Source organism: Streptomyces sp. NPDC006294 (genome assembly GCF_042870895.1).
Lineage (GTDB): Bacteria > Actinomycetota > Actinomycetes > Streptomycetales > Streptomycetaceae > Streptomyces.
The window spans coordinates 267,915-286,182 of record NZ_JBIAHV010000005.1 but is presented as its reverse complement, the minus strand read 5'-3'; the positions used below and the strand labels follow the sequence as shown (position 1 = coordinate 286,182).

16 protein-coding genes and 1 riboswitch are annotated in these 18,268 nt (G+C 71.4%); of the genes, 10 read left to right on the top strand and 6 right to left on the bottom strand.

Annotation, left to right across the window (positions count from 1 at the left end):
* Positions 1 to 118: 118 nt before the first annotated feature.
* A complete protein-coding gene (locus ACFYOP_RS11130) occupies positions 119 to 1,999 on the top strand; it encodes an ABC transporter ATP-binding protein (RefSeq protein WP_356892791.1) in 1,881 nt (626 codons plus the stop codon).
* Complete coding sequence (locus ACFYOP_RS11125) at positions 1,996 to 3,771, top strand: ABC transporter ATP-binding protein (protein ID WP_356892793.1); 1,776 nt, start codon at positions 1,996 to 1,998, stop codon at positions 3,769 to 3,771. Before ACFYOP_RS11130 ends, ACFYOP_RS11125 begins: the two co-directional genes overlap by 4 nt.
* A gap of 63 nt (positions 3,772 to 3,834) precedes the next feature.
* Here ACFYOP_RS11125 and ACFYOP_RS11120 read toward each other — a convergent pair whose 3' ends face one another.
* Positions 3,835 to 4,416 (bottom strand): DNA-binding response regulator, encoded by a 582-nt coding sequence (locus tag ACFYOP_RS11120; protein ID WP_356892795.1) that lies wholly within the window; start codon positions 4,414 to 4,416, stop codon positions 3,835 to 3,837.
* A 446-nt stretch (positions 4,417 to 4,862) separates the two neighbouring features.
* On the opposite strand from ACFYOP_RS11120, the gene ACFYOP_RS11115 reads away from it, so the two are divergent.
* The 3 genes from ACFYOP_RS11115 to ACFYOP_RS11105 all read left to right on the top strand — a co-directional run bounded on the left by ACFYOP_RS11115 (position 4,863) and on the right by ACFYOP_RS11105 (position 7,895).
* Positions 4,863 to 5,366 (top strand): ATP-binding protein, encoded by a 504-nt coding sequence (locus tag ACFYOP_RS11115; protein ID WP_356892797.1) that lies wholly within the window; start codon positions 4,863 to 4,865, stop codon positions 5,364 to 5,366.
* 454 nt (positions 5,367 to 5,820) lie between these two features.
* Positions 5,821 to 7,014, top strand: coding sequence for a hypothetical protein (locus tag ACFYOP_RS11110; protein ID WP_356892799.1), 1,194 nt, complete (start codon positions 5,821 to 5,823; stop codon positions 7,012 to 7,014).
* Between the two features lie 266 nt (positions 7,015 to 7,280).
* On the top strand, positions 7,281 to 7,895 hold the full coding sequence (locus tag ACFYOP_RS11105) for an ADP-ribosyltransferase (RefSeq protein WP_356892801.1): 615 nt from the start codon (positions 7,281 to 7,283) through the stop codon (positions 7,893 to 7,895).
* Positions 7,896 to 7,916: 21 nt separating this feature from the next.
* Here ACFYOP_RS11105 and ACFYOP_RS11100 read toward each other — a convergent pair whose 3' ends face one another.
* A complete protein-coding gene (locus ACFYOP_RS11100) occupies positions 7,917 to 8,555 on the bottom strand; it encodes a GNAT family N-acetyltransferase (protein ID WP_356892803.1) in 639 nt (212 codons plus the stop codon).
* 102 nt (positions 8,556 to 8,657) lie between these two features.
* Here ACFYOP_RS11100 and ACFYOP_RS11095 point away from each other — a divergent pair, with 102 nt between their 5' ends.
* On the top strand, positions 8,658 to 8,873 hold the full coding sequence (locus tag ACFYOP_RS11095) for an EF-hand domain-containing protein (RefSeq protein ID WP_356892805.1): 216 nt from the start codon (positions 8,658 to 8,660) through the stop codon (positions 8,871 to 8,873).
* Positions 8,874 to 8,949: 76 nt separating this feature from the next.
* Here the strand turns inward: ACFYOP_RS11095 and ACFYOP_RS11090 are convergent, their stop codons facing one another.
* The 4 genes from ACFYOP_RS11090 to gcvT form a co-directional block, all read right to left on the bottom strand.
* Positions 8,950 to 10,335, bottom strand: coding sequence for an L-serine ammonia-lyase (locus ACFYOP_RS11090; RefSeq protein ID WP_356892807.1), 1,386 nt, complete (start codon positions 10,333 to 10,335; stop codon positions 8,950 to 8,952).
* A 171-nt stretch (positions 10,336 to 10,506) separates the two neighbouring features.
* A complete protein-coding gene (gene glyA / locus ACFYOP_RS11085) occupies positions 10,507 to 11,766 on the bottom strand; it encodes a serine hydroxymethyltransferase (protein ID WP_356892809.1) in 1,260 nt (419 codons plus the stop codon).
* Between the two features lie 47 nt (positions 11,767 to 11,813).
* Positions 11,814 to 12,188: a glycine cleavage system protein GcvH gene (gene gcvH, locus ACFYOP_RS11080; RefSeq protein WP_356892811.1), complete on the bottom strand. Its 375-nt coding sequence runs from the start codon at positions 12,186 to 12,188 to the stop codon at positions 11,814 to 11,816.
* Between the two features lie 78 nt (positions 12,189 to 12,266).
* Complete coding sequence (gene gcvT / locus ACFYOP_RS11075) at positions 12,267 to 13,391, bottom strand: glycine cleavage system aminomethyltransferase GcvT (protein WP_356892813.1); 1,125 nt, start codon at positions 13,389 to 13,391, stop codon at positions 12,267 to 12,269.
* Between the two features lie 147 nt (positions 13,392 to 13,538).
* A riboswitch (glycine riboswitch) is annotated at positions 13,539 to 13,635 on the bottom strand.
* Between the two features lie 144 nt (positions 13,636 to 13,779).
* Here gcvT and ACFYOP_RS11070 point away from each other — a divergent pair.
* The 4 genes from ACFYOP_RS11070 to ACFYOP_RS11055 all read left to right on the top strand — a co-directional run bounded on the left by ACFYOP_RS11070 (position 13,780) and on the right by ACFYOP_RS11055 (position 18,207).
* A complete protein-coding gene (locus tag ACFYOP_RS11070) occupies positions 13,780 to 14,478 on the top strand; it encodes an AAA family ATPase (RefSeq protein WP_388451294.1) in 699 nt (232 codons plus the stop codon).
* Positions 14,479 to 14,623: 145 nt separating this feature from the next.
* Positions 14,624 to 15,373 carry an enhanced serine sensitivity protein SseB gene (locus tag ACFYOP_RS11065; RefSeq protein ID WP_356892817.1) on the top strand — a complete coding sequence of 250 codons (750 nt, stop codon included), beginning with the start codon at positions 14,624 to 14,626 and terminating at the stop codon, positions 15,371 to 15,373.
* Between the two features lie 162 nt (positions 15,374 to 15,535).
* Positions 15,536 to 16,327, top strand: a complete 792-nt coding sequence (locus ACFYOP_RS11060; protein WP_356892819.1) for an enhanced serine sensitivity protein SseB C-terminal domain-containing protein — start codon at positions 15,536 to 15,538, stop codon at positions 16,325 to 16,327.
* A 212-nt stretch (positions 16,328 to 16,539) separates the two neighbouring features.
* The gene (locus tag ACFYOP_RS11055) at positions 16,540 to 18,207 is read left to right on the top strand and encodes an ABC transporter substrate-binding protein (protein ID WP_356892821.1); all 1,668 of its coding nucleotides are present in this window, start codon (positions 16,540 to 16,542) and stop codon (positions 18,205 to 18,207) included.
* Positions 18,208 to 18,268 lie beyond the last annotated feature (61 nt).

Genomic DNA, 18,268 nt, shown 5'->3' with positions numbered 1-18,268 from the left:
GCGTGACGAGAAAAGGCGGGACCAGGCCCAGCGGGCCGCGAGGCCCTGGCGAAGGAGCCGACCGGAGAAGGACGGTACGGCGCCGGTCGGCGGAGGAGACGCACTCCTGCGCGGCACGGTGCGGCGCACCTGGTTCATCACGACCCTCCTCGGCATCTGCTCGACGGCCGCCGCCGGGTGCGCGCTCGCGGTGCCCGCCGTCATCGGGTACGCGCTGGACCTGATGCTGGACCGACGCCCAGGGGCCGGGCCGTGGCTCGCGCTGAGCGCCGTGCTGCTGGCCGGTGAGGTCCTCCTGGAGGCCGCACGCGTGCTGCTGAGCCAACTGGCGAACGCGCGCGCCACCGCCTGGGTACGCATCCGGGCGTTGACGGGCCTGCTCGGCAGTCCGCTCGAGAGGGCGGCCCCGTACTCTCCCGGTGACGTCGCCGCTCGGCTGTGTGTGAACGCGACGGACAGCGGCGCCGCGCCTGCGGCGCTCGCCACGATCGCTTCCTCACTGCTCGCCCCCGTCGGCGCCCTTGTCGTCCTCGCGCTCATCGATCCGTGGGCCGCCGCTGTCTTCCTGGCCGGTGTTCCGCTGCTGCTTCTGCTGCTGCGTGCCTTCGCCCGTCACTCCTCCGACAGTGTCGGCCGCTACCAGCGGGTGCAGGCGGACATCGCCGCCCGGCTGGCGGAGGCACTGGAGGGCGCCCGTACGGTCGCCGCGGCAGGCACCGTCGAACGCGAGGCCCGGCGCGTCCTCGCCCCACTCGGCGAACTGGCCCTGCACGGACGGCGTATGTGGACCGTCCACGGCCGTGCCGTGGCGCACAGCGGCGTGCTGCTGCCACTGCTCGTCACAGCCGTCCTCGCCGTGGGCGGGATCCGCGTCTCCCAAGGCGCCCTGAGCGTCGGGGAACTGCTGGCAGCCTCGCGCTACGCGGCGCTCGCAGCGGGCGTCGGCGGGGTCGCGTCCCCGCTCGGAGCCCTCGTACGGGCCCGCAGCGCGGCCCGTCGCACGGCCGACCTCGCGGACCTGGAACCGATGTCACACGGCGGCGCGGTCCTGCCGGCCGCCGGAACCGGTGCCCTGGAACTCAGCGGGGTCGGTGTGGTGCGCGGCGGTGTGCCGCTGCTCACGGACGTGTCGCTGAAGGTGCCCGGAGGCGCGACCGCCGCCGTGGTGGGCCGGTCCGGTTCCGGCAAGTCCAGCCTCGCCGCGGTCGCCGGCCGGCTCGAGGACCCGGACGTGGGACAGGTGCTCCTCGACGGCACACCACTGTCCCAGGTGGCGCGGAGTGATCTTCGCGCCTGCGTCGCCTACGCCTTCGCACGACCGGAATTCCACGGCGGCACGGTGGCCGAGGCCGTGGCGGCCGGAGCCGTCTCCACGAGCGGGGAGCAGGTCCGGCACGCCGCAGTCCTCGCGCACGCCGACGACTTCGTACGGCTGCTGCCCCAGGGATACGAGACACCGCTGGCCCAGGCGCCGTTGTCCGGGGGCGAGCGGCAACGGCTCGGACTGGCCCGGGCCTTCGTACGCCGAGGGCGTCTGACGATCCTGGACGACGCGACCTCGAGCCTCGACACGGCCACGGAACGGCAGGTGGAACTCGCACTGTCGCGTTCCTCGCTCACCGGCACGCGGCTGGTCGTCGCGCACCGGGTGTCCACCGCCGCCCGGGCCGACCTGGTGATCTGGCTGGAGGCGGGCCGCGTCCGGCGCGTCGCGCCACACGGCGAGCTGTGGCGGGACCCCGACTACCGTGCGGTGTTCGCCCCCGAGCCCACGCCGGAACAGCCGGCCACCCCGTGTCCGCCGACTCTCGAGGACCCTGCTCCGGCGCCGGATCCGCCCGCCGAGGGAGGCCCCGTGCCTGCGGCGGCTCCGTCGGCCGCGGCTGGGCGCATGCCGACGCCGGGCCCGTCACGACCCTCGGGCGCGACCCCGGTCCCATGGACCGGTGGGCCGCCGGCCGCGTCGGTCGTGCGCCGCGACCGGGGGGCCGGGCGATGAGCCGGTCCGTCGCCCGGCCCGGCCACGGGTCCGCCGTCACGGACCGGGTGGCCGCCCGCCGACTGGCGGGACCGGCCCGTCGTTTCCTCCTGGGCAGGAAGCGGACCCTTTTCGGGCTCGTGGCACTGTCCGCCGCCGAGTCCGTGCAGACCTTCCTCGGTGGCTACTCAGTGGCCAGAGCACTCGACGACGGATTCCTGCGGCGGGACACCCTGACGGGCCTGCTCTGGCTGGCGCTGGCGGCCGGAGTGATCGTGCTCGGCGCCCCCGTGACCCGCGGGGTCTTCGCCCTGCTCGCCGACCTGACGGAGCCGCTGCGCGACGCTCTTGTCCGCCGCGCGGTGGTGCACGCGCTGCGGAAGGCCACCGCCCCCGGCGGCGCGGTCGACGGCACGGCCGTCTCCCGGCTGACCAGCCAGACGGAGATCGCCCGGGACAGTTTCGCGGGGCTTGTGCTCACCGCGCGTTCCTTCGTCTTCGTCGCCGCCGGGGCCGCGGTCGGCCTGCTGTCGCTGGCACCGCAGTTCCTGCTGATCGTGCTGCCGCCGCTGCTGCTGGGAGTCACGCTGTTCGTGATGTCGTTGCTGCCGATGGCCCGCGCCCAGCACCGCTACCTCGACGCCGACGAGGCGATCGGCCGGCACGCGCAGGACGTACGGACGGCCCTGCGCGACATCGTCGCCTGCGGCACGCAGGGGGCGGCAGCGGCGAGGGGACGGATCGACGTCGTCGAGGCCGCCGCCGCGGCACGGTCGATGGCCCGCTGGGCGGCAGTGCGCACGCTCGCCGTGGCCGTGGCCGGTCAACTGCCGGTCTTCCTGCTTCTGGTCTGTACGCCGTGGCTGTTGGCGCAGGGTGTCACGGCGGGAGCGCTGGCGGGGGCCCTCACCTATCTGCTTCAGGCCCTGCTTCCCGCCCTGCACTCACTGATGACCGTGCTGGGCACCGCGGGCGCCCGGCTGCTCGTGGTTCTGGGCCGGCTCACCGAGCCGTTCCCGGACACGGCCGTCGTCCCTCCTGCCACCGCCTCCGAGCCCGGTCCCGCGGCCGGCCGGACAGCGGTGGAGCTGCGGGGCGTCCGGGTCTCCTTCGGGTCGCGGGCGCGTCCCGTCCTGGACGGGCTGGACCTGTCCGTCGCCGAGGGGGAGCACCTCGCGGTGGTCGGGCCGAGCGGCATCGGCAAGTCGACACTGCTCCAGGTGGTGGCCGGCACGCTGGTCCCGTGCGAGGGGTCGGTGCGGCTGGCCGGCCGTTCACCCTTGCCTGCGCCGGCCATGGACCTGACGGGCCTGCGTGCCCTTCTCCCCCCGGACGCGTACGTGTTCACCGGCACGCTCCGGGACAACCTGTGCTACCTGCGCCCGCGGGCCACGGGGGCCGCCGTGGAGGAGACCGTGCGGGCACTGGGGCTGGAGCCGCTGGTGGCCAGGGCCGGCGGCCTGGACGCGATGCTGACGCCGCGGACCCTCTCCCAGGGCGAGCGGCAGCTGATCGCCCTCGGTCGTGCTCATCTCTCGCCGGCGCCCCTGCTGTTGCTCGACGAGGCGACGTCCCACCTCGACCCCTCGACGGAGGCGGTGGTGGAGCGGGCCCTCGCCGCTCGGCACGGGACCCTGGTGGTGGTGGCCCACCGGCTGTCGTCGGCGCTCCGAGCGGACCGCGTCCTCGTCCTCGACGGCACGCGGGCCCGGTACGGAACGCACGAGGAACTGCTCGTGCGTTCCGCTCTGTACCGGGACCTGGTGGGGCACTGGCACGGCACGGACCGATGATCCGGCCCCCCGGGCGGCGGCCGCCGCCCGGGGGGCCCGAGGCGGCCGGTCCGCCGGCCCGGATCAGGTCCAGCCGGCTCCCTGCGCGATCCGGATCGCGTCCACTCGGTTGCGGGCCCCGACCTTGCGGATGACACTCGCCATGTAGTTGCGGACCGTCCCCTGGGACAGGTGCAGCGACGCGGCGACCTCCGCGATCGGCTCGCCCTTGGCGGCCAGCGCCAGTACGCTCAGCTCCCGCTGAGTGAGCGGCATTTCCGCCGCTGCCAGGAAACCTGGGGCGAGCGCCTCGTCCACGAACCGGTCGCCCTTCGCGGCGCGGCGCACTGCGGTGATCAACCGGCTCTTGGAGCCGTCCTTGTCGACGAACCCGAGGGCGCCGGCCTCATGGGCCCTGCGCAGCACCCCCGGCCGCTGTGCGGGGACGAGTGCCACGAGGGCGCTTCCGGCCGTCCGGTCGGCGGCCTCGGCCGGCTCGAGGCACTCGGCGTCGACGACGTACACGTCCGGCACCGGAGTGCCGGGGGCGGGTCTCTGTGGCCAGTGCGCCACCGAGAAGACCTCGAACTCTCCGCCGCAGCGCAGCAGTTCCTCCAGCGCGGCTCGTAACAGCCTGGCTCGGTACACCACGGTCACACGTGTCATTTCCCACCCCTTGCGTATGCCCGCCGCACCTGTCCGGCGTGACGTTCGTGATTCGCCCCTCCTCTGAGTGCCCCCGCGAGGGTCCAGGGAACGGGGCTTTCGGGAGCACAGGGGTGCACGAGGTGGCGGATTGGCCGGATGCGTACCCGGGCCGCTCCGTCGGTGCAGGCCATTGGGGTCCGTCGCGGTCGCGCTCCGTACCGCAAATGGCCTGATACAGAGCCAAGGTGAGCGGTGCACGGGGGGACGGTGGGCCGAAGCCGGTGCGCTGCAGGTGCTGCCGGCGTCACTCTTGAGCGTGGCGTTCACCCAGGTCCGGGCGGATGGGCGGCGTCTTGCGGCGCCTGGGCCGGATGCCGTGCGAGCCGGTCGGACCGTCCTGCTCCGAGGGCGTCCGTACCGCGGGAACGGTCACGCGGACGGGCGGCAGGGGCCATGATGGAGGCATGTCGGGCCTCGAGGGTGTGGGACAACCGCGGCAGCGCGTCGGCGCGACCGCCGCACGGTGGGCATCTGCCGCCGACGATCAACAGGCCCTTCAGGCCCTGGAGTTGTACGGAAATCCGGTCGACGCCGAGGTGCGTCTCCCCTCCCGTCCCGAATCCGCCGCCACCGCGCGTCGGCTCACCCAGTGCGTGGTGGTGCGCCAGTGGTCGCTCCCCGCGCAGACCGGCGAGTACGCGGTGCTGCTCGTCTCCGAACTGGTCGGCAACGCGGTCCGCCACACCGGCGCCCGGGTCTTCGGGTTACGGATGGTGCGCCGCCGCGGCTGGATCCGGGTCGAGGTGCGCGACCCGTCCCGGGGGCTGCCCTGTCTGATGCCCGTCGCCGAGATGGACACGAGCGGCCGCGGCATCTTCCTGGTCGACAAGCTCGCCGACCGGTGGGGTGTGGACCTGCTGCCGCGCGGCAAGACGACCTGGTTCGAGATGCGGATCGCCGAGCGCTGACGGGCCGGCTTCGCTGCGACGCGGTGGTGCGCGGCGCGGTGGGCCCCTGGGTGTGCACCGGGGTGCGGTGGGCCCGGGTGCACAGAAGCCCCCGCACGCCGGGGGGACGGCGCCGGGGGCTTCTGTGTGGAGCGCCGTGGATTCGGGGGGTGTATCCACGGCGGTCTGCGTCGACCTGGCCCGGGTCGAAGAGGAGGTCGTGTCATCGACTATGGCAGACGGACGCCTCATCTCCAAACCCTCTAATCGGATGTTTTCTGAACAACCGGACATCTCTCTGGAGGATCGTAGGTGAGGTGCCCCACTCGCCTGGCAATCCATGCATAAATATCCCGGATGGAGAGTGATCCATCGGTCGGTGGCCGAGAGGTCGATGCGACCGCGCGACCCGCGCGAGTGCCTGAACTGGGTGAATAATTACTTTTCTGCTCTCTGCGCCCTACTGTGCACTTCCGTGAAGACACCCCTGACGAAGCGGACCGCCGCGCTCTTCGCGGGCACCGTCCTCGCGCTGCTCACGGGCTGCGGCCCGGGCGGCCAGGCCGGCGAGGGAACGAAGGACCGCGGCACCCGGGCCGACTCCGCGACCGCCACGCCCCGGCAGGCGGCGGCCGCCGGCGCCCTCCCCGGCATGCCACCGGTCCTCGACCCCGACGACGTCTACGCCGCCGACCGGCCCGGCATGCTCTCACCGGTGGTCGAGGACTTCCCGTCCCGGGTCTATGTGCCGAACACCAACTCCAACACGGTCTCGGTCATCGACCCCAAGACGTACAAGGTCATCGACACCGTCCCGGTCGGGGTGCAGCCGCAGCACGTCGTGCCGTCGTGGGACCTCAAGACGCTGTGGGTCAACAACAACCGCGGCCACACGCTCACCCCGATCGACCCCGCGACGGGCAAGGCGGGCAAGCCGGTCGACGTGCACGACCCGTACAACCTGTACTTCACGCCCAACGGCGAGTACGCCGTCGTCATGGCCTCCCTCGACCGCGAACTCGTCTTCCGCGACCCGCACACCATGGAGATCAAGCACACCGAGCCGGTCTCCTGCTACGGCGTCAACCACGCCGACTTCTCCGCCGACGGCCGGTACTTCATCGTCTCCTGCGAGTTCTCCGCCGAACTCCTCAAGGTCGACACCGAGAAGATGAAGGTGATCGCCCAGCAGAAGCTGCCCTTCGAGGGCGCGATGCCGCAGGACGTGAAACTCTCACCGGACGGCAAGACCTTCTACATCGCCGACATGATGGCCCACGGCGTGTGGGTGCTCGACGGCGAGAAGTTCACCCAGCCCAAGCTGCTCCCCACCGGCAAGGGCGCCCACGGCCTCTACATCGGCCGTGACTCCAAGGAGATGTACATCCCCAACCGCGGCGAGGGCTCCGTCTCGGTCTTCGACTTCGCCAAGGACGATCTGACGAAGAAGTGGTGGCTGCCGGACGGCGGCAGCCCCGACATGGGCGGCGTCTCCGCGGACGGCAAGGTGCTGTGGCTGTCCGGGCGCTACGACGCGGAGGTGTACGCCATCGACATCCGGACCGGCAGGCAGCTGGCCCGCATCCCGGTCGGCAGCGGCCCGCACGGCCTCGCGGTCTACCCCCAGCCGGGCCGCTACTCCCTCGGCCACACCGGAGTCTTCCGCTGACCGCGGCGCCGGTCCTCTCCCAGGCCCTCCCGTTCGGATCTTGCCGGGCTCGCGTGCCCCGGCGCCGCACCTCGCTGCGTTGTCGTCAGTCGCCTACGCTCCGCGTGGACTCCTTCCTCCGCCTTGCGATGTAGGCACCAGACCCCGCTCACTGATCCGGCCGGATCCAAACGACAGACCCTGGCGCCGTGGACCTGGCGCCCAACTCGCCCACGTGCGGGTGACGGTGCGCGGTCCGGCGCCGCGGTAACGGGATGGTGGTCGTCATGATCATCACTCGTCTGCGGCGCCGGGCCGCCGTGCTCGCGCTGTCCGTCGCCACCCTGCTCGTCCCGGCGGCCGTCTCCACCGCCGCCGCGCCTGCCTCGGCCCCCGCCCCCGCCGCCGCGGCTGCGGTCACCTGCCCCGTCGTGGGGGACCGGCTCTACGCGGCCGCGGACCACAGCGTCGACGTCGCCCGGATCACGCCGGAGCCGTCGTACCGCACCAACTGCAAGCAGCTGTACCGGGCCGACGGGCGCGGTCCGGAGATCATCTTCGAGCAGGGCTTCCACCCGAAGGCGCCGCAGGACGGCCAGTACGACATCGAGAAGTACGTCCTGGTCAACCAGCCGTCTCCGTTCGTCTCCACCACGTACGACCACGACCTCTACAAGCAGTGGAAGAGCGCCTGGAACTACTACATCGACGCCCCCGGCGGCATCGACGTCAACGAGACGATCGGCGACACCCACAAGTGGGCCGCACAGGTCGAGGTCGCCTTCCCCGGCGGCATCGCACGGGACTTCGTCGTCGGCGCCTGCCCCGTCGACAAGGAGACCAAGCGCGAGATCATGAGCGAGTGCCGGGACAACCCGAACTACCTGCCCTGGCGCCTCTGACCAGTCTCGCCGTCCGGTGTTTCAGCGGGCAGTGAGGACCGCCTCCGAGGCCACCGGCCGGTAACCGGCCCGCTGGAACGCCCGTACGCTGCGCGCGTTGCCCGGCGACTGCTGGGACCACACCACCGGGCCCGGCGCCGGATGCCGGGCCGCCACCGCGAGCCGGGGCCCGAGGCCCCGGCCGCGCGCCTCCTCGTCGATCTCCACCGCCACCTCCCACCGGCCGGTCAGCCCCCGGCCCAGCACCAGCACCCCGCCGTCCGTCACCCACACCCGCACGTCGCCACGGCGCTTCGACGCGGCCTTGACGCACGGGTGTTCGCGGTCCTCGATCTCCCGCAGCGCGATCTCCGGCGGGCCGGGCAGCGCGTCCGCGACGGTCACCAGGTCGAGGGTGTCCATCCTGCGGCCGGTACGGGCCATCAGCGCGGCGCGGAAGCCCGGATGCATCGCGGCGGCGAGCCGGTCGGAGTCGGTGGCCGCGAGCTCGGCCCGTAGCCACTCGGGGTCCAGCGCGGTGAAGACGACCGAGTGCGCGGTGAACGCCACGACCCCCTCCTCCCGGACATCCGGCCGGCCCACCACCGTCACCTCGCCGTCCGCCGGCGGGAAACGCCCCTCCGCCGCCTCCGGCAGAATCCCCCCAGCGGCTTCGCTCACCACATGCCTCCCCGGGTCGCCCTACCGCCCTCCCCTCCATGATCGCCGACGCGGGCCGATAATCTGAGCCCCGTCAGCAATGCACCAAGAAGGGGTGGACCTGTGGCGGACATCGAGGAAGCACGCAAGGCGTTCGACCGTTACGACGCGGACGGCGACGGCTTCATCACCGCGGCCGAGTACAAGACGGCCATGGCTCAGATGGGCGACTGGAACGTCACCGAGGCGGTGGCCGAGGCCGTGATCGCCGCGCAGGACGCCAACAGCGACAAGCTCCTGTCGTTCGACGAGTTCTGGGCCCACCTCAACAAGGCCTGATCCGCACGCCGCTGCGCAAGAGGGCCCCCGGCGTTCCGTACGCCGGGGGCCCTCCGCATGCCGGGACCGTGATCGGTCAGCACTCGATGATGTTCACCGCGAGCCCGCCCCGCGCCGTCTCCTTGTACTTGACCGACATGTCCGCGCCCGTCTCCTTCATCGTCTTGATGACCTTGTCGAGGGACACCTTGTGGCTGCCGTCGCCGCGCATCGCCATCCGGGCCGCGGTGACGGCCTTGACCGCCGCCATGCCGTTGCGTTCGATGCAGGGGATCTGGACCAGGCCGCCGACCGGGTCGCAGGTGAGGCCGAGGTTGTGCTCCATGCCGATCTCCGCCGCGTTCTCGACCTGCTCGGGGGAGCCGCCGAGGACCTCGGCGAGTGCGCCGGCGGCCATCGAGCAGGCGGAGCCGACCTCGCCCTGGCAGCCGACCTCGGCGCCGGAGATGGAGGCGTTCTCCTTGAAGAGCATGCCGATCGCGCCCGCGGCGAGCAGGAAGTCGACGATGCCCTCCTCGTCGGCGCCCGGGACGAAGTTCATGTAGTAGTGCAGGACCGCCGGGATGATGCCCGCGGCGCCGTTGGTCGGGGCGGTGACGACGCGGCCGCCGGCCGCGTTCTCCTCGTTGACGGCCATCGCGTAGAGCGTGATCCACTCCATGGCCAGCGCCTTCGGGTCGCCCTCGGAGCGCAGCTTGCGGGCCGTGGTCGCGGCGCGGCGGCGGACCTTGAGGCCGCCGGGGAGGATGCCCTCGCGGGCCATGCCGCGCGCCACGCACGCCTGCATGACGCGCCAGATCTCCAGCAGGCCCTCGCGGATCTCGTCCTCGGTGCGCCAGGCCTTCTCGTTCTCCAGCATCAGCGCCGAGATCGACAGGCCCGTCTCCCTGGTGAGCCGCAGGAGCTCGTCGCCGGTGCGGAAGGGGTGCTTCAGGACGGTGTCGTCGGGGACGATCGGGTTGTCGCCCGCCACCCCCTCTTGAGAAAGCACGGTCTCGTCGACGACGAACCCGCCGCCCACCGAGTAGTACGTCTTCTCCAGCAGCGTGGCGCCCTCGGCGTCGCGCGCGGTCACCGTCATGCCGTTGGCGTGGTACGGCAGGGCCTTGCGGCGGTGCAGGACCAGGTCCGCGTCGAAGTCGAAGGCGATCTCGTGGGCGCCGAGCAGATTGAGCCGCCCGTCGGCCTTGATCCGCTCCACCTGCTCGTCGGCGCTCTCGACGTCGACCGTGCGCGGGGAGTTGCCCTCGAGTCCCAGCAGGACGGCCTTCGGCGTGCCGTGGCCGTGGCCGGTCGCGCCCAGGGAGCCGTACAGCTCGGCGCGTATCGAGGCGGTGTGGGCCAGCAGGCCCTCGTTCTTCAGGCGCCGGGCGAACATCCGGGCGGCGCGCATCGGGCCCACCGTGTGGGAGCTGGACGGGCCGATACCGATCGAGAACAGGTCGAAGACCGAGAGGGCCACGGGGAACTCCTTGTGGGGTGGTAGACGCCGTTGTCTGCCGGTGGTGCAGAGGCATTGCGTGGGTGCGTGATGCTGCTGACGTCGGTGCCGACGTGGTGCGGGGCACCGCGCTCACGGTCCAGTGTGCGCGGTGCCCCTTTTGTTTTGCTCCGGGCTGTTACGGGAGATCCGTCACAGACCGGGGTAGAGCGGGTGCTTCGCGGCCAGGGCGGTGACCCGGGCGCTCAGCGCCGGCACGTCGTACGACGGCTTCAGCGCCTCGGCGATGATGTCCGCGACCTCGCGGAAGTCCTCGTCCTGGAAGCCGCGGGTGGCGAGCGCCGGCGTGCCGATCCGCAGACCCGAGGTGACCATCGGCGGCCGCGGGTCGTTCGGGATGGCGTTGCGGTTGACCGTGATGCCGACCTCGTGGAGACGGTCCTCGGCCTGCTGGCCGTCCAGCTCGGAGTTGCGCAGGTCCACCAGGACCAGGTGCACGTCCGTGCCGCCGGACAGGACGGAGACGCCGTGCTCGGCGACGTCCGCCTGGACCAGGCGCTCGGCGAGGACGCGGGCGCCGTCCAGCGTGCGCTGCTGGCGCTCCTTGAAGTCCTCGGAGGCGGCGATCTTGAAGGAGACCGCCTTGGCCGCGATGACGTGCTCCAGCGGGCCGCCCTGCTGACCGGGGAAGACCGCGGAGTTGATCTTCTTGGCGAGCTCCTGCGTCGACAGGATCACACCGCCGCGCGGACCGCCGAGGGTCTTGTGCGTGGTGGTGGTGACGACGTGGGCGTGCGGCACCGGGTTCGGGTGCAGACCCGCGGCGACCAGGCCCGCGAAGTGGGCCATGTCGACCATGAGGTACGCGCCGACCTCGTCGGCGATCCGGCGGAAGGCCGCGAAGTCCAGCTGGCGCGGGTACGCGGACCAGCCGGCCACGATCAGCTTCGGCTTGGACTCCTTGGCGAGCCGCTCGACCTCGGCCATGTCGACCTGGCCGGTGGCGTCGTCGACGTGGTACGCGACCACGTTGTAGAGCTTGCCGGAGAAGTTGATCTTCATGCCGTGGGTCAGGTGACCGCCGTGGGCCAGGTTCAGGCCCATGATCGTGTCGCCCGGCTTCAGCAGCGCGAACATCGCGGCCGCGTTCGCCTGCGCGCCCGAGTGGGGCTGCACATTGGCGTGCTCGGCGCCGAAAAGCGCCTTGATGCGGTCGATCGCGATCTGCTCGACCACGTCGACGTGCTCGCAGCCGCCGTAGTAGCGGCGGCCGGGGTAGCCCTCGGCGTACTTGTTGGTGAGGACGGAGCCCTGGGCCTCCATGACCGCGACCGGAGCGAAGTTCTCCGAGGCGATCATCTCGAGGGTGGACTGCTGACGGTGGAGCTCGGCGTCGACAGCGGCGGCGACGTCCGGGTCCAGCTCGTGGAGAGGGGTGTTGAGAAGCGACATCACTCGGTCCCTAAGGTCTCAGGTCAGCGCTTGGGGCGGCGCTTGGGTCAGCCGGCGAATTCGGTGTACTCGTCCGCGGAGAGCAGGTCGTCCTGCTCCTCGCTGACGCGTACCTTGAACAGCCAGCCGCCCTCGAACGGGGCGGAGTTCACCAGCGACGGGTCGTTCACGACGTCCTCGTTGGCCTCGGTGACCTCACCGCTGACCGGGGAGTACAGGTCGCTGACCGACTTGGTGGACTCGAGCTCGCCGCAGGTCTCACCCGCGGTCACGGTGGCGCCGACCTCGGGGAGCTGGACGTACACCACGTCGCCGAGCGCGTTCGCCGCGTGCTCCGTGATGCCGACCGTCGACACGCCGTCCTCGGCGGCCGACAGCCACTCGTGCTCCTTGCTGTAGCGCAGCTGCTGGGGGTTGCTCATGACCTGAATTCTCCTGTACGCGGGGGAGTGCTGGTGAACGGGGAGAGGGTGCGGACGATCACTTCCGGACCCGGATGATCACTTCTGGCGCTTGTAGAACGGCAGCGCGACGACGTCGTACGGCTCGTGGGTGCCGCGGATGTCGACGCCCACGCCCTGGGTGCCGGGCGCGGCGTGGGCCGCGTCGACGTACGCCATGGCGATCGGCTTGCCGAGGGTGGGGCTCGGGGCGCCCGAGGTGACCTCGCCGACGACCTGCCCGCCGGCGACGACCTGCATCCCGGCGCGCGGGACGCGGCGGCCCTGGGCGATCAGCCCGACGAGCTTGCGCGGCGGTGCCGTCTCGGCGCGCTTCGCGGCGGCCGTGAGCGCCTCACGGCCGACGAAGTCGCCCTCCTTCTCGAACTTCACGACCCGGCCGAGGCCGGCGTCGAACGGGGTGAGCGCGGTCGTCAGCTCGTGCCCGTACAGCGGCATGCCCGCCTCCAGGCGCAGCGTGTCGCGGCAGGAGAGGCCGCAGGGGATCAGACCGGCGGGCGCGCCCGCCCCGGTCAGCGCCTGCCAGAGCTTCTCGGCGTGCTGCGGCTCGACGAACAGCTCGAAGCCGTCCTCACCGGTGTAGCCGGTACGGGCGATCAGCGCCGGGACGCCCGCGACCGTGCCGGGCAGGCCCGCGTAGTACTTCAGACCGTCCAGGTCGGCGTCGGTCAGCGACTGCAGGATGCCGGGGGACTCGGGGCCCTGGACGGCGATCAGCGCGTACGCGTCACGGTCGTCGCGGACGGTGGCGTCGAAGCCCTCGGCGCGCTCGGTGAGGGCGTCGAGCACGATCTGGGCGTTGCCGGCGTTGGCGACGACCATGTACTCGGGGGCCTCGCTCGCGCCGAGGCGGTAGACGATCAGGTCGTCGAGGATGCCGCCGTCGGCCCGGCAGATCATCGTGTACCGGGCGCGGCCGGGGCCGACGGTGGAGATGTTGCCGACCAGTGCGTAGTTCAGCAGGTCGACCGCCTGCGGGCCGCTGACGGTGATCTCGCCCATGTGGGAGAGGTCGAAGAGGCCGGCCTTGGTGCGGACCGCGGTGTGCTCGTCGCGCTCACTGCCGTAGCGCAGCGGCATGTCCCAGCCGGCGAAATCGGTCATGGTCGCGCCCAGCGACCTGTGCAGGGCGTCGAGTGCGGTCAGACGGGGGACGTTGCTCATAGGTGTGGCTCCCAGGGCATGGCTCGAGGACAATCCTCCCCATCTGTCATCGGAACCTGAGAGGTTCGCCCCGACCACGCGTACGGGTAGTCGTGACTTGCACCTTGGGTGGAGCGCGCTCGACGCGGCTCGCTTTTCAGATCTGCCTCATCGCGCGCGGTACGGGGCCTGAGAGATTCAAGGGAGGAACTTGCTCCTTCGGCGCCCGCCACACAGGTGGCAGGGACTCTCCCGCGCGGATTCAAGCGGCCGGTATGGAGTTGGCGCGCACATCATTGCACGCATCGGGGAAGAGTGGAGCGAGAGGCGCCCTGAAATCGCTTGAGCCGCATTACCAATTCTTTACACTTCATGGGCAAGGGTGTGGGACGACCCGAAGGGGGAGGGGATGACGTTGCCGCCGACCGGTGCATACGCCGCCACGACCGCGGGGGTGCCGGCGCCGCCGGGTATGTCCGCCGTCCCGTCCCAGGCGGGGGCCGCGATACCTCTCGCGCCGGTCGCGCCCGCCGCGCCGCCCGTCCTGCGCGATCTGCGCGAGCGCGCCGGGCGCAGTCCGCGCAGCCTGCTCTTCGCCGCCGGCGACGTGGTCGTCGTCTCCGGCCTCCCCGGGAGCGGGAAGTCCACGCTGATGCGGCGTGCGGCGCAGGGCCTCGGCATCGACTCCCAGGACACCCGGGACCGGTGGGACGCCCGTGCGCCCCGCTTCCTGCCGTACGCCGTCTACCGGCCGCTCGTCCGGCTGGCCCACTACGCCGGGCTGTGGCGCGCGCTGCGGTCCGGCGAGAGCGTCGTCGTGCACGACTGCGGTACGCAGGCGTGGGTCCGACGCTGGCTCGCGCGCGAGACGCGGCGGCGGGGCACGTCGCTGCACCTGGTGCTGCTGGACGTGACCCCGCAGGTCGCGAGAGAGGGCCAGCGGGAGCGGGGGCGCGGCGTCTCGGGTTACGCCTTCGCCCGGCACCGCCGCGCCGTGTCCCGCCTGGTCGCGGACGCGGAGGCGGGGCGGCTGCCGTGGGGGTGCGCGTCGGCGGTCCTGCTGGACCGGGAGGCGGCGGGGGTGTTGGGACGGCTGGGGTTCGAGTGACGATGGGGGCGGGCGGCGGTCGGCCGCCCTGTCCCCTCCCGCTCCTTCCCGTAACCGGGCTCTGCCCGGACCCGCGCCCGTACCGCGCACGCGCCCGGCGCTAAGGTCGGCCCCGGCGCACCGCACCGTACGAAGGACGACCCGCATGGAGACACCCGCCCCCGCCTGGCCCGCCAACGAGCTCGAAGAGGTGCTCGCCGCCTCTCTCGGCAACCCCTCGGCCGGAGGCCGCCTCGTCGAGGTGCTCGGGCGCAGCCCGGTATGGATTCCGCTTCCGAACGGCGGCGGGCCCGACAGCCGTGACCTCGATCTGCCGACGATGGACATCGGCGGCGCCGCCTTCGTCCCGGTCTTCAGTTCGGAGCAGCAGTTCCTCCAGTGCGTCGGCGCGCACATGTCGTTCACCGTCGCCCCGGCCAGGGACTTCGCCCGCGGTCTGCCTCCACAGCTCGGCATCGCCGTCAACCCGGGCGGCGCCGTCGGCGTGCCGCTGCCGCCGCCCGCCGTCGCCGAACTGTGCCGGGCCGGGCGGACGCCGCTCGACGGCGCAGCGTCCGGCGGCCGGGTCCGGCTGTTCGAGCCGGACTGGAAGGAGGAGCCGGTCGATTTCCTGTCCGCCGCCGCGGGCGAGTTCGAGAGCACCGGGGTCGTCGTGACCGCCCGCCGCGCGCTCGCCTCCGTCGAGGGCGACGCGCCGGCGCTGTTCATCGGCGTCCAGCTCTCGTCGTGGGAGGGCGCCGACCGCGACGCTCCCATGGACGCCCTCGGTCGGGCCCTCGGCCGGGTCCAGCTCCCGTGGCCCGTCAACCTGGTGCTTCTCGACATTGCGCAGGACCCGGTGGGCGACTGGATGCTGGAGCGCGTACGGCCGTTCTACGAGCGACAGCACGCGTAGTGGCCAAGTCTTTGCCGACACGGCCGATTAAGCTGGTTTGATGGCCTGACCAGCCTGACAGCGGCCGTGCGAAACGGTGCGCGAAACGTTGTGTGAACCGGCGGGCGGGACGGCAGGCGGGACGGTGGGCGAAACGGTGGGAACGAAGAGGGGCGGAACAGGGTGAGTGCGTCAGGCACCGCGGCGGCCGGGCAGGTCGAGCACATGCTGCGCCAGGTGACTCCGGGCCGCTACGACGCGTACGAGGCGCTGCTGCATGCCCTCGCCGAGCCCTCGGGCGGCCGGATCTGGATGCTGCTGTGGCACGGAGAGCCCGGCTCGGCCGACGCCCAGTACGGAAACATGGAGGTCGACGGCGTCTGCTACGCGCCGTGCGTCACCTCCGCCCAGGAACTCGCCGTCTCCGGCTGGAACCGCGCGCACGAGGTCACCGGCGGCCGCGACATCGCCCGCGCCCTCTACCCGGACCGCTGGGGGATCTGGCTCAATCCGCACGCGCCCGGCGGCGGAGTCGGCGTCCCGTGGCTGGATCTGCGCCGTATCGCCACGGGCCTGGACCGGATGCCCGCCGGACCGCTGCGGCTGACCGAGCCCGCGATCGAGATCCCGCAGTTCTACGCCCTGCTGACGCAGAACGCGCACCGCACCTCGGCCGTCCGCTCCCTGCGGCGCGCCTGGGTGCAGCCGTCGATCGGGCCCGCGTACCTCGCGATCGGCCTGGACCTCTACGACGCCGCTCCCCAGTCGGTCGACGCGGTGCACGCGATGATGCGGCAGTCCGTCGCCGCGGTCCCGGACGGCCTGCCGGTGTCGACGGTGGCCATGTCCGACGAGTACGACCCGGTCACCATGTGGATGCGGGTCAACGCGCGCCCCTTCTACGACCGCGACGCCCACGCCGGCGCCCCGGCCGCCGGCGGCGGCTACGGCTATCCGCCGCCGCACACCCGCTGAGCTGCGACGCGGCGGCGGATGTCGGTCAAGAACTCCGCCAGATGTCAAGGGCGTTAACTCGCCGGGTGAGGATGTCCCGTATCTGCCCGGTTTGTTGAGTGTCCGGGTCTCGAGTAGGTATCACCGCTATCCGGACTGTTCTCCCAGGTGTCTCCCGTCTGTAGTGTTCGGCCGTCAAGACCTCTCCCACGGCGGAACCTCGGGGTGGACCCATGCGAATATTCAAGTCCGGAGCTGTCCGGGCGATCACGGCGGCGGTGGCCGTCGGCCTGATCGCCACCGGCTGCGCCAGCGAGCGGAGCGAAGGGGACAAGGGGGGCGACAAGGACACGTTGGTGTTCGCGGGCGCCGGTGACCCCGGTTCCCTCGACCCTGCCCTCGCGAGTGACGGTGAGACCTTCAGGGTCACCCGTCAGGCCTTCGAGGCGCTGCTCGAGCACGAGTCGGGAGGCAGCGAGCTCGTCGGCGGCCTCGCCGAGAAGTGGTCGAGCAACCCCGAAGGCACTGTCTGGACGTTCGACCTGCGCAAGGGTGTGAAGTTCCACGACGGAGAGGCGTTCAACGCCGACGCGGTCTGCGCGAACTACGACCACTGGTTCAACTGGAAGGGCACCTACCAGTCGAGCGCGGTCTCCTACTACTGGCAGACCATCATGGGCGGCTTCGCCAAGAACGAGGACAAGGAAGCGCCCAAGCCGAATTACAAGTCCTGCACGGCCAAGGACGAGAACACGGCGGTCATCGAGGTCAACGAGCCCTCGGCGAACCTGCCCGGCGGCTTCTCCCTCCAGGCGCTGGCGATCCACTCGCCGAAGGCCATCGAGGAGTACGAGAAGCAGGACGCGACCGCCAAGGGCGACGCGATCACGTACCCCAAGTACAGCCAGGAGGCCGGCACGGTCGCCGGCACCGGCCCGTACAAGATCGTGAAGTGGAACAAGGGCAACAAGGAAGTCACCCTTGAGCGCTTCGACGACTACTGGGGCGAGAAGGCCCACATCAAGAACCTGGTCTTCCGCACGATCGACACCGAGGCCGGCCGCCGTCAGGCGCTGCAGGCCGGTGACATCGACGGCTACGACCTGGTCGCGCCCGCCGATGTGAAGACGCTCGAGGACGCGGGCTTCGAGGTCCCGACCCGTGACGTCTTCAACATCTTCTACGTCGGCATGACGCAGTCGAAGAACCCGGCGCTGAAGAAGCTCGAGGTCCGGCAGGCCATCTCGCACGCCATCGACCGCGAGGGCATCGTCAAGACGCAGCTGCCCGAGGGCGGCAAGGCCGCGACCCAGTTCATGCCCGACACGGTCGCCGGCTTCTCCGACAAGGTGAAGACCTACCCGTTCGACACGAACAAGGCGAAGGACCTCCTCAAGAAGGCCGGCGAGGAGAAGCTCAAGATCGAGTTCTGCTACCCGACCGAGGTCACCCGCCCGTACATGCCTGCCCCGCAGGACATGTTCGAGCGTATGAAGGCCGACCTGGAGAAGGCCGGCATCACGGTCACGCCGAAGGCCATGAAGTGGGCCCCGGACTACCTGGACGCCACCGAGGCCGGTTCCTGTGCCCTGCACATGCTCGGCTGGACCGGTGACTTCAACGACGGCTACAACTTCATCGGCACCTGGTTCGCCGGGCCGGACAAGCAGTGGGGCTTCAACGACAAGAAGGTCTTCGAAGCCGTGAACGCCGCCTCGAAGATCACCGACCCCGCGGGTCGCACGGACGCCTACAAGAAGGCCAACGAGGCGATCATGGAGTACGTCCCGGGCATCCCGATCTCGTCCTCCCCGCCGGCCATCGCGTTCGCCAAGAACGTGAACCCGCCGAAGGTCTCCCCGCTGACGCAGGAGAACTTCGCCGAGGTCTCCTTCAAGTAATCGAAACCCATGCGGGTCCGCCCGGCCACAGAACCTCGGTGGCCGGGCGGACCCGCATCGA

What these genes read in the sequence shown, in the direction of transcription:
- gcvH (WP_356892811.1), bottom strand. Translation starts at nt 12,188, where the DNA reads ATGAGCAACCCCCAGCAGCTGCGCTACAGCAAGGAGCACGAGTGGCTG.
- ACFYOP_RS11115 (WP_356892797.1), top strand. Translation starts at nt 4,863, where the DNA reads ATGTCGGGCCTCGAGGGTGTGGGACAACCGCGGCAGCGCGTCGGCGCG.
- ACFYOP_RS11120 (WP_356892795.1), bottom strand. Translation starts at nt 4,416, where the DNA reads ATGACACGTGTGACCGTGGTGTACCGAGCCAGGCTGTTACGAGCCGCG.
- ACFYOP_RS11065 (WP_356892817.1), top strand. Translation starts at nt 14,624, where the DNA reads ATGGAGACACCCGCCCCCGCCTGGCCCGCCAACGAGCTCGAAGAGGTG.
- gcvT (WP_356892813.1), bottom strand. Translation starts at nt 13,391, where the DNA reads ATGAGCAACGTCCCCCGTCTGACCGCACTCGACGCCCTGCACAGGTCG.
- glyA (WP_356892809.1), bottom strand. Translation starts at nt 11,766, where the DNA reads ATGTCGCTTCTCAACACCCCTCTCCACGAGCTGGACCCGGACGTCGCC.
- ACFYOP_RS11125 (WP_356892793.1), top strand. Translation starts at nt 1,996, where the DNA reads ATGAGCCGGTCCGTCGCCCGGCCCGGCCACGGGTCCGCCGTCACGGAC.
- ACFYOP_RS11055 (WP_356892821.1), top strand. Translation starts at nt 16,540, where the DNA reads ATGCGAATATTCAAGTCCGGAGCTGTCCGGGCGATCACGGCGGCGGTG.
- ACFYOP_RS11070 (WP_388451294.1), top strand. Translation starts at nt 13,780, where the DNA reads ATGACGTTGCCGCCGACCGGTGCATACGCCGCCACGACCGCGGGGGTG.
- ACFYOP_RS11105 (WP_356892801.1), top strand. Translation starts at nt 7,281, where the DNA reads ATGATCATCACTCGTCTGCGGCGCCGGGCCGCCGTGCTCGCGCTGTCC.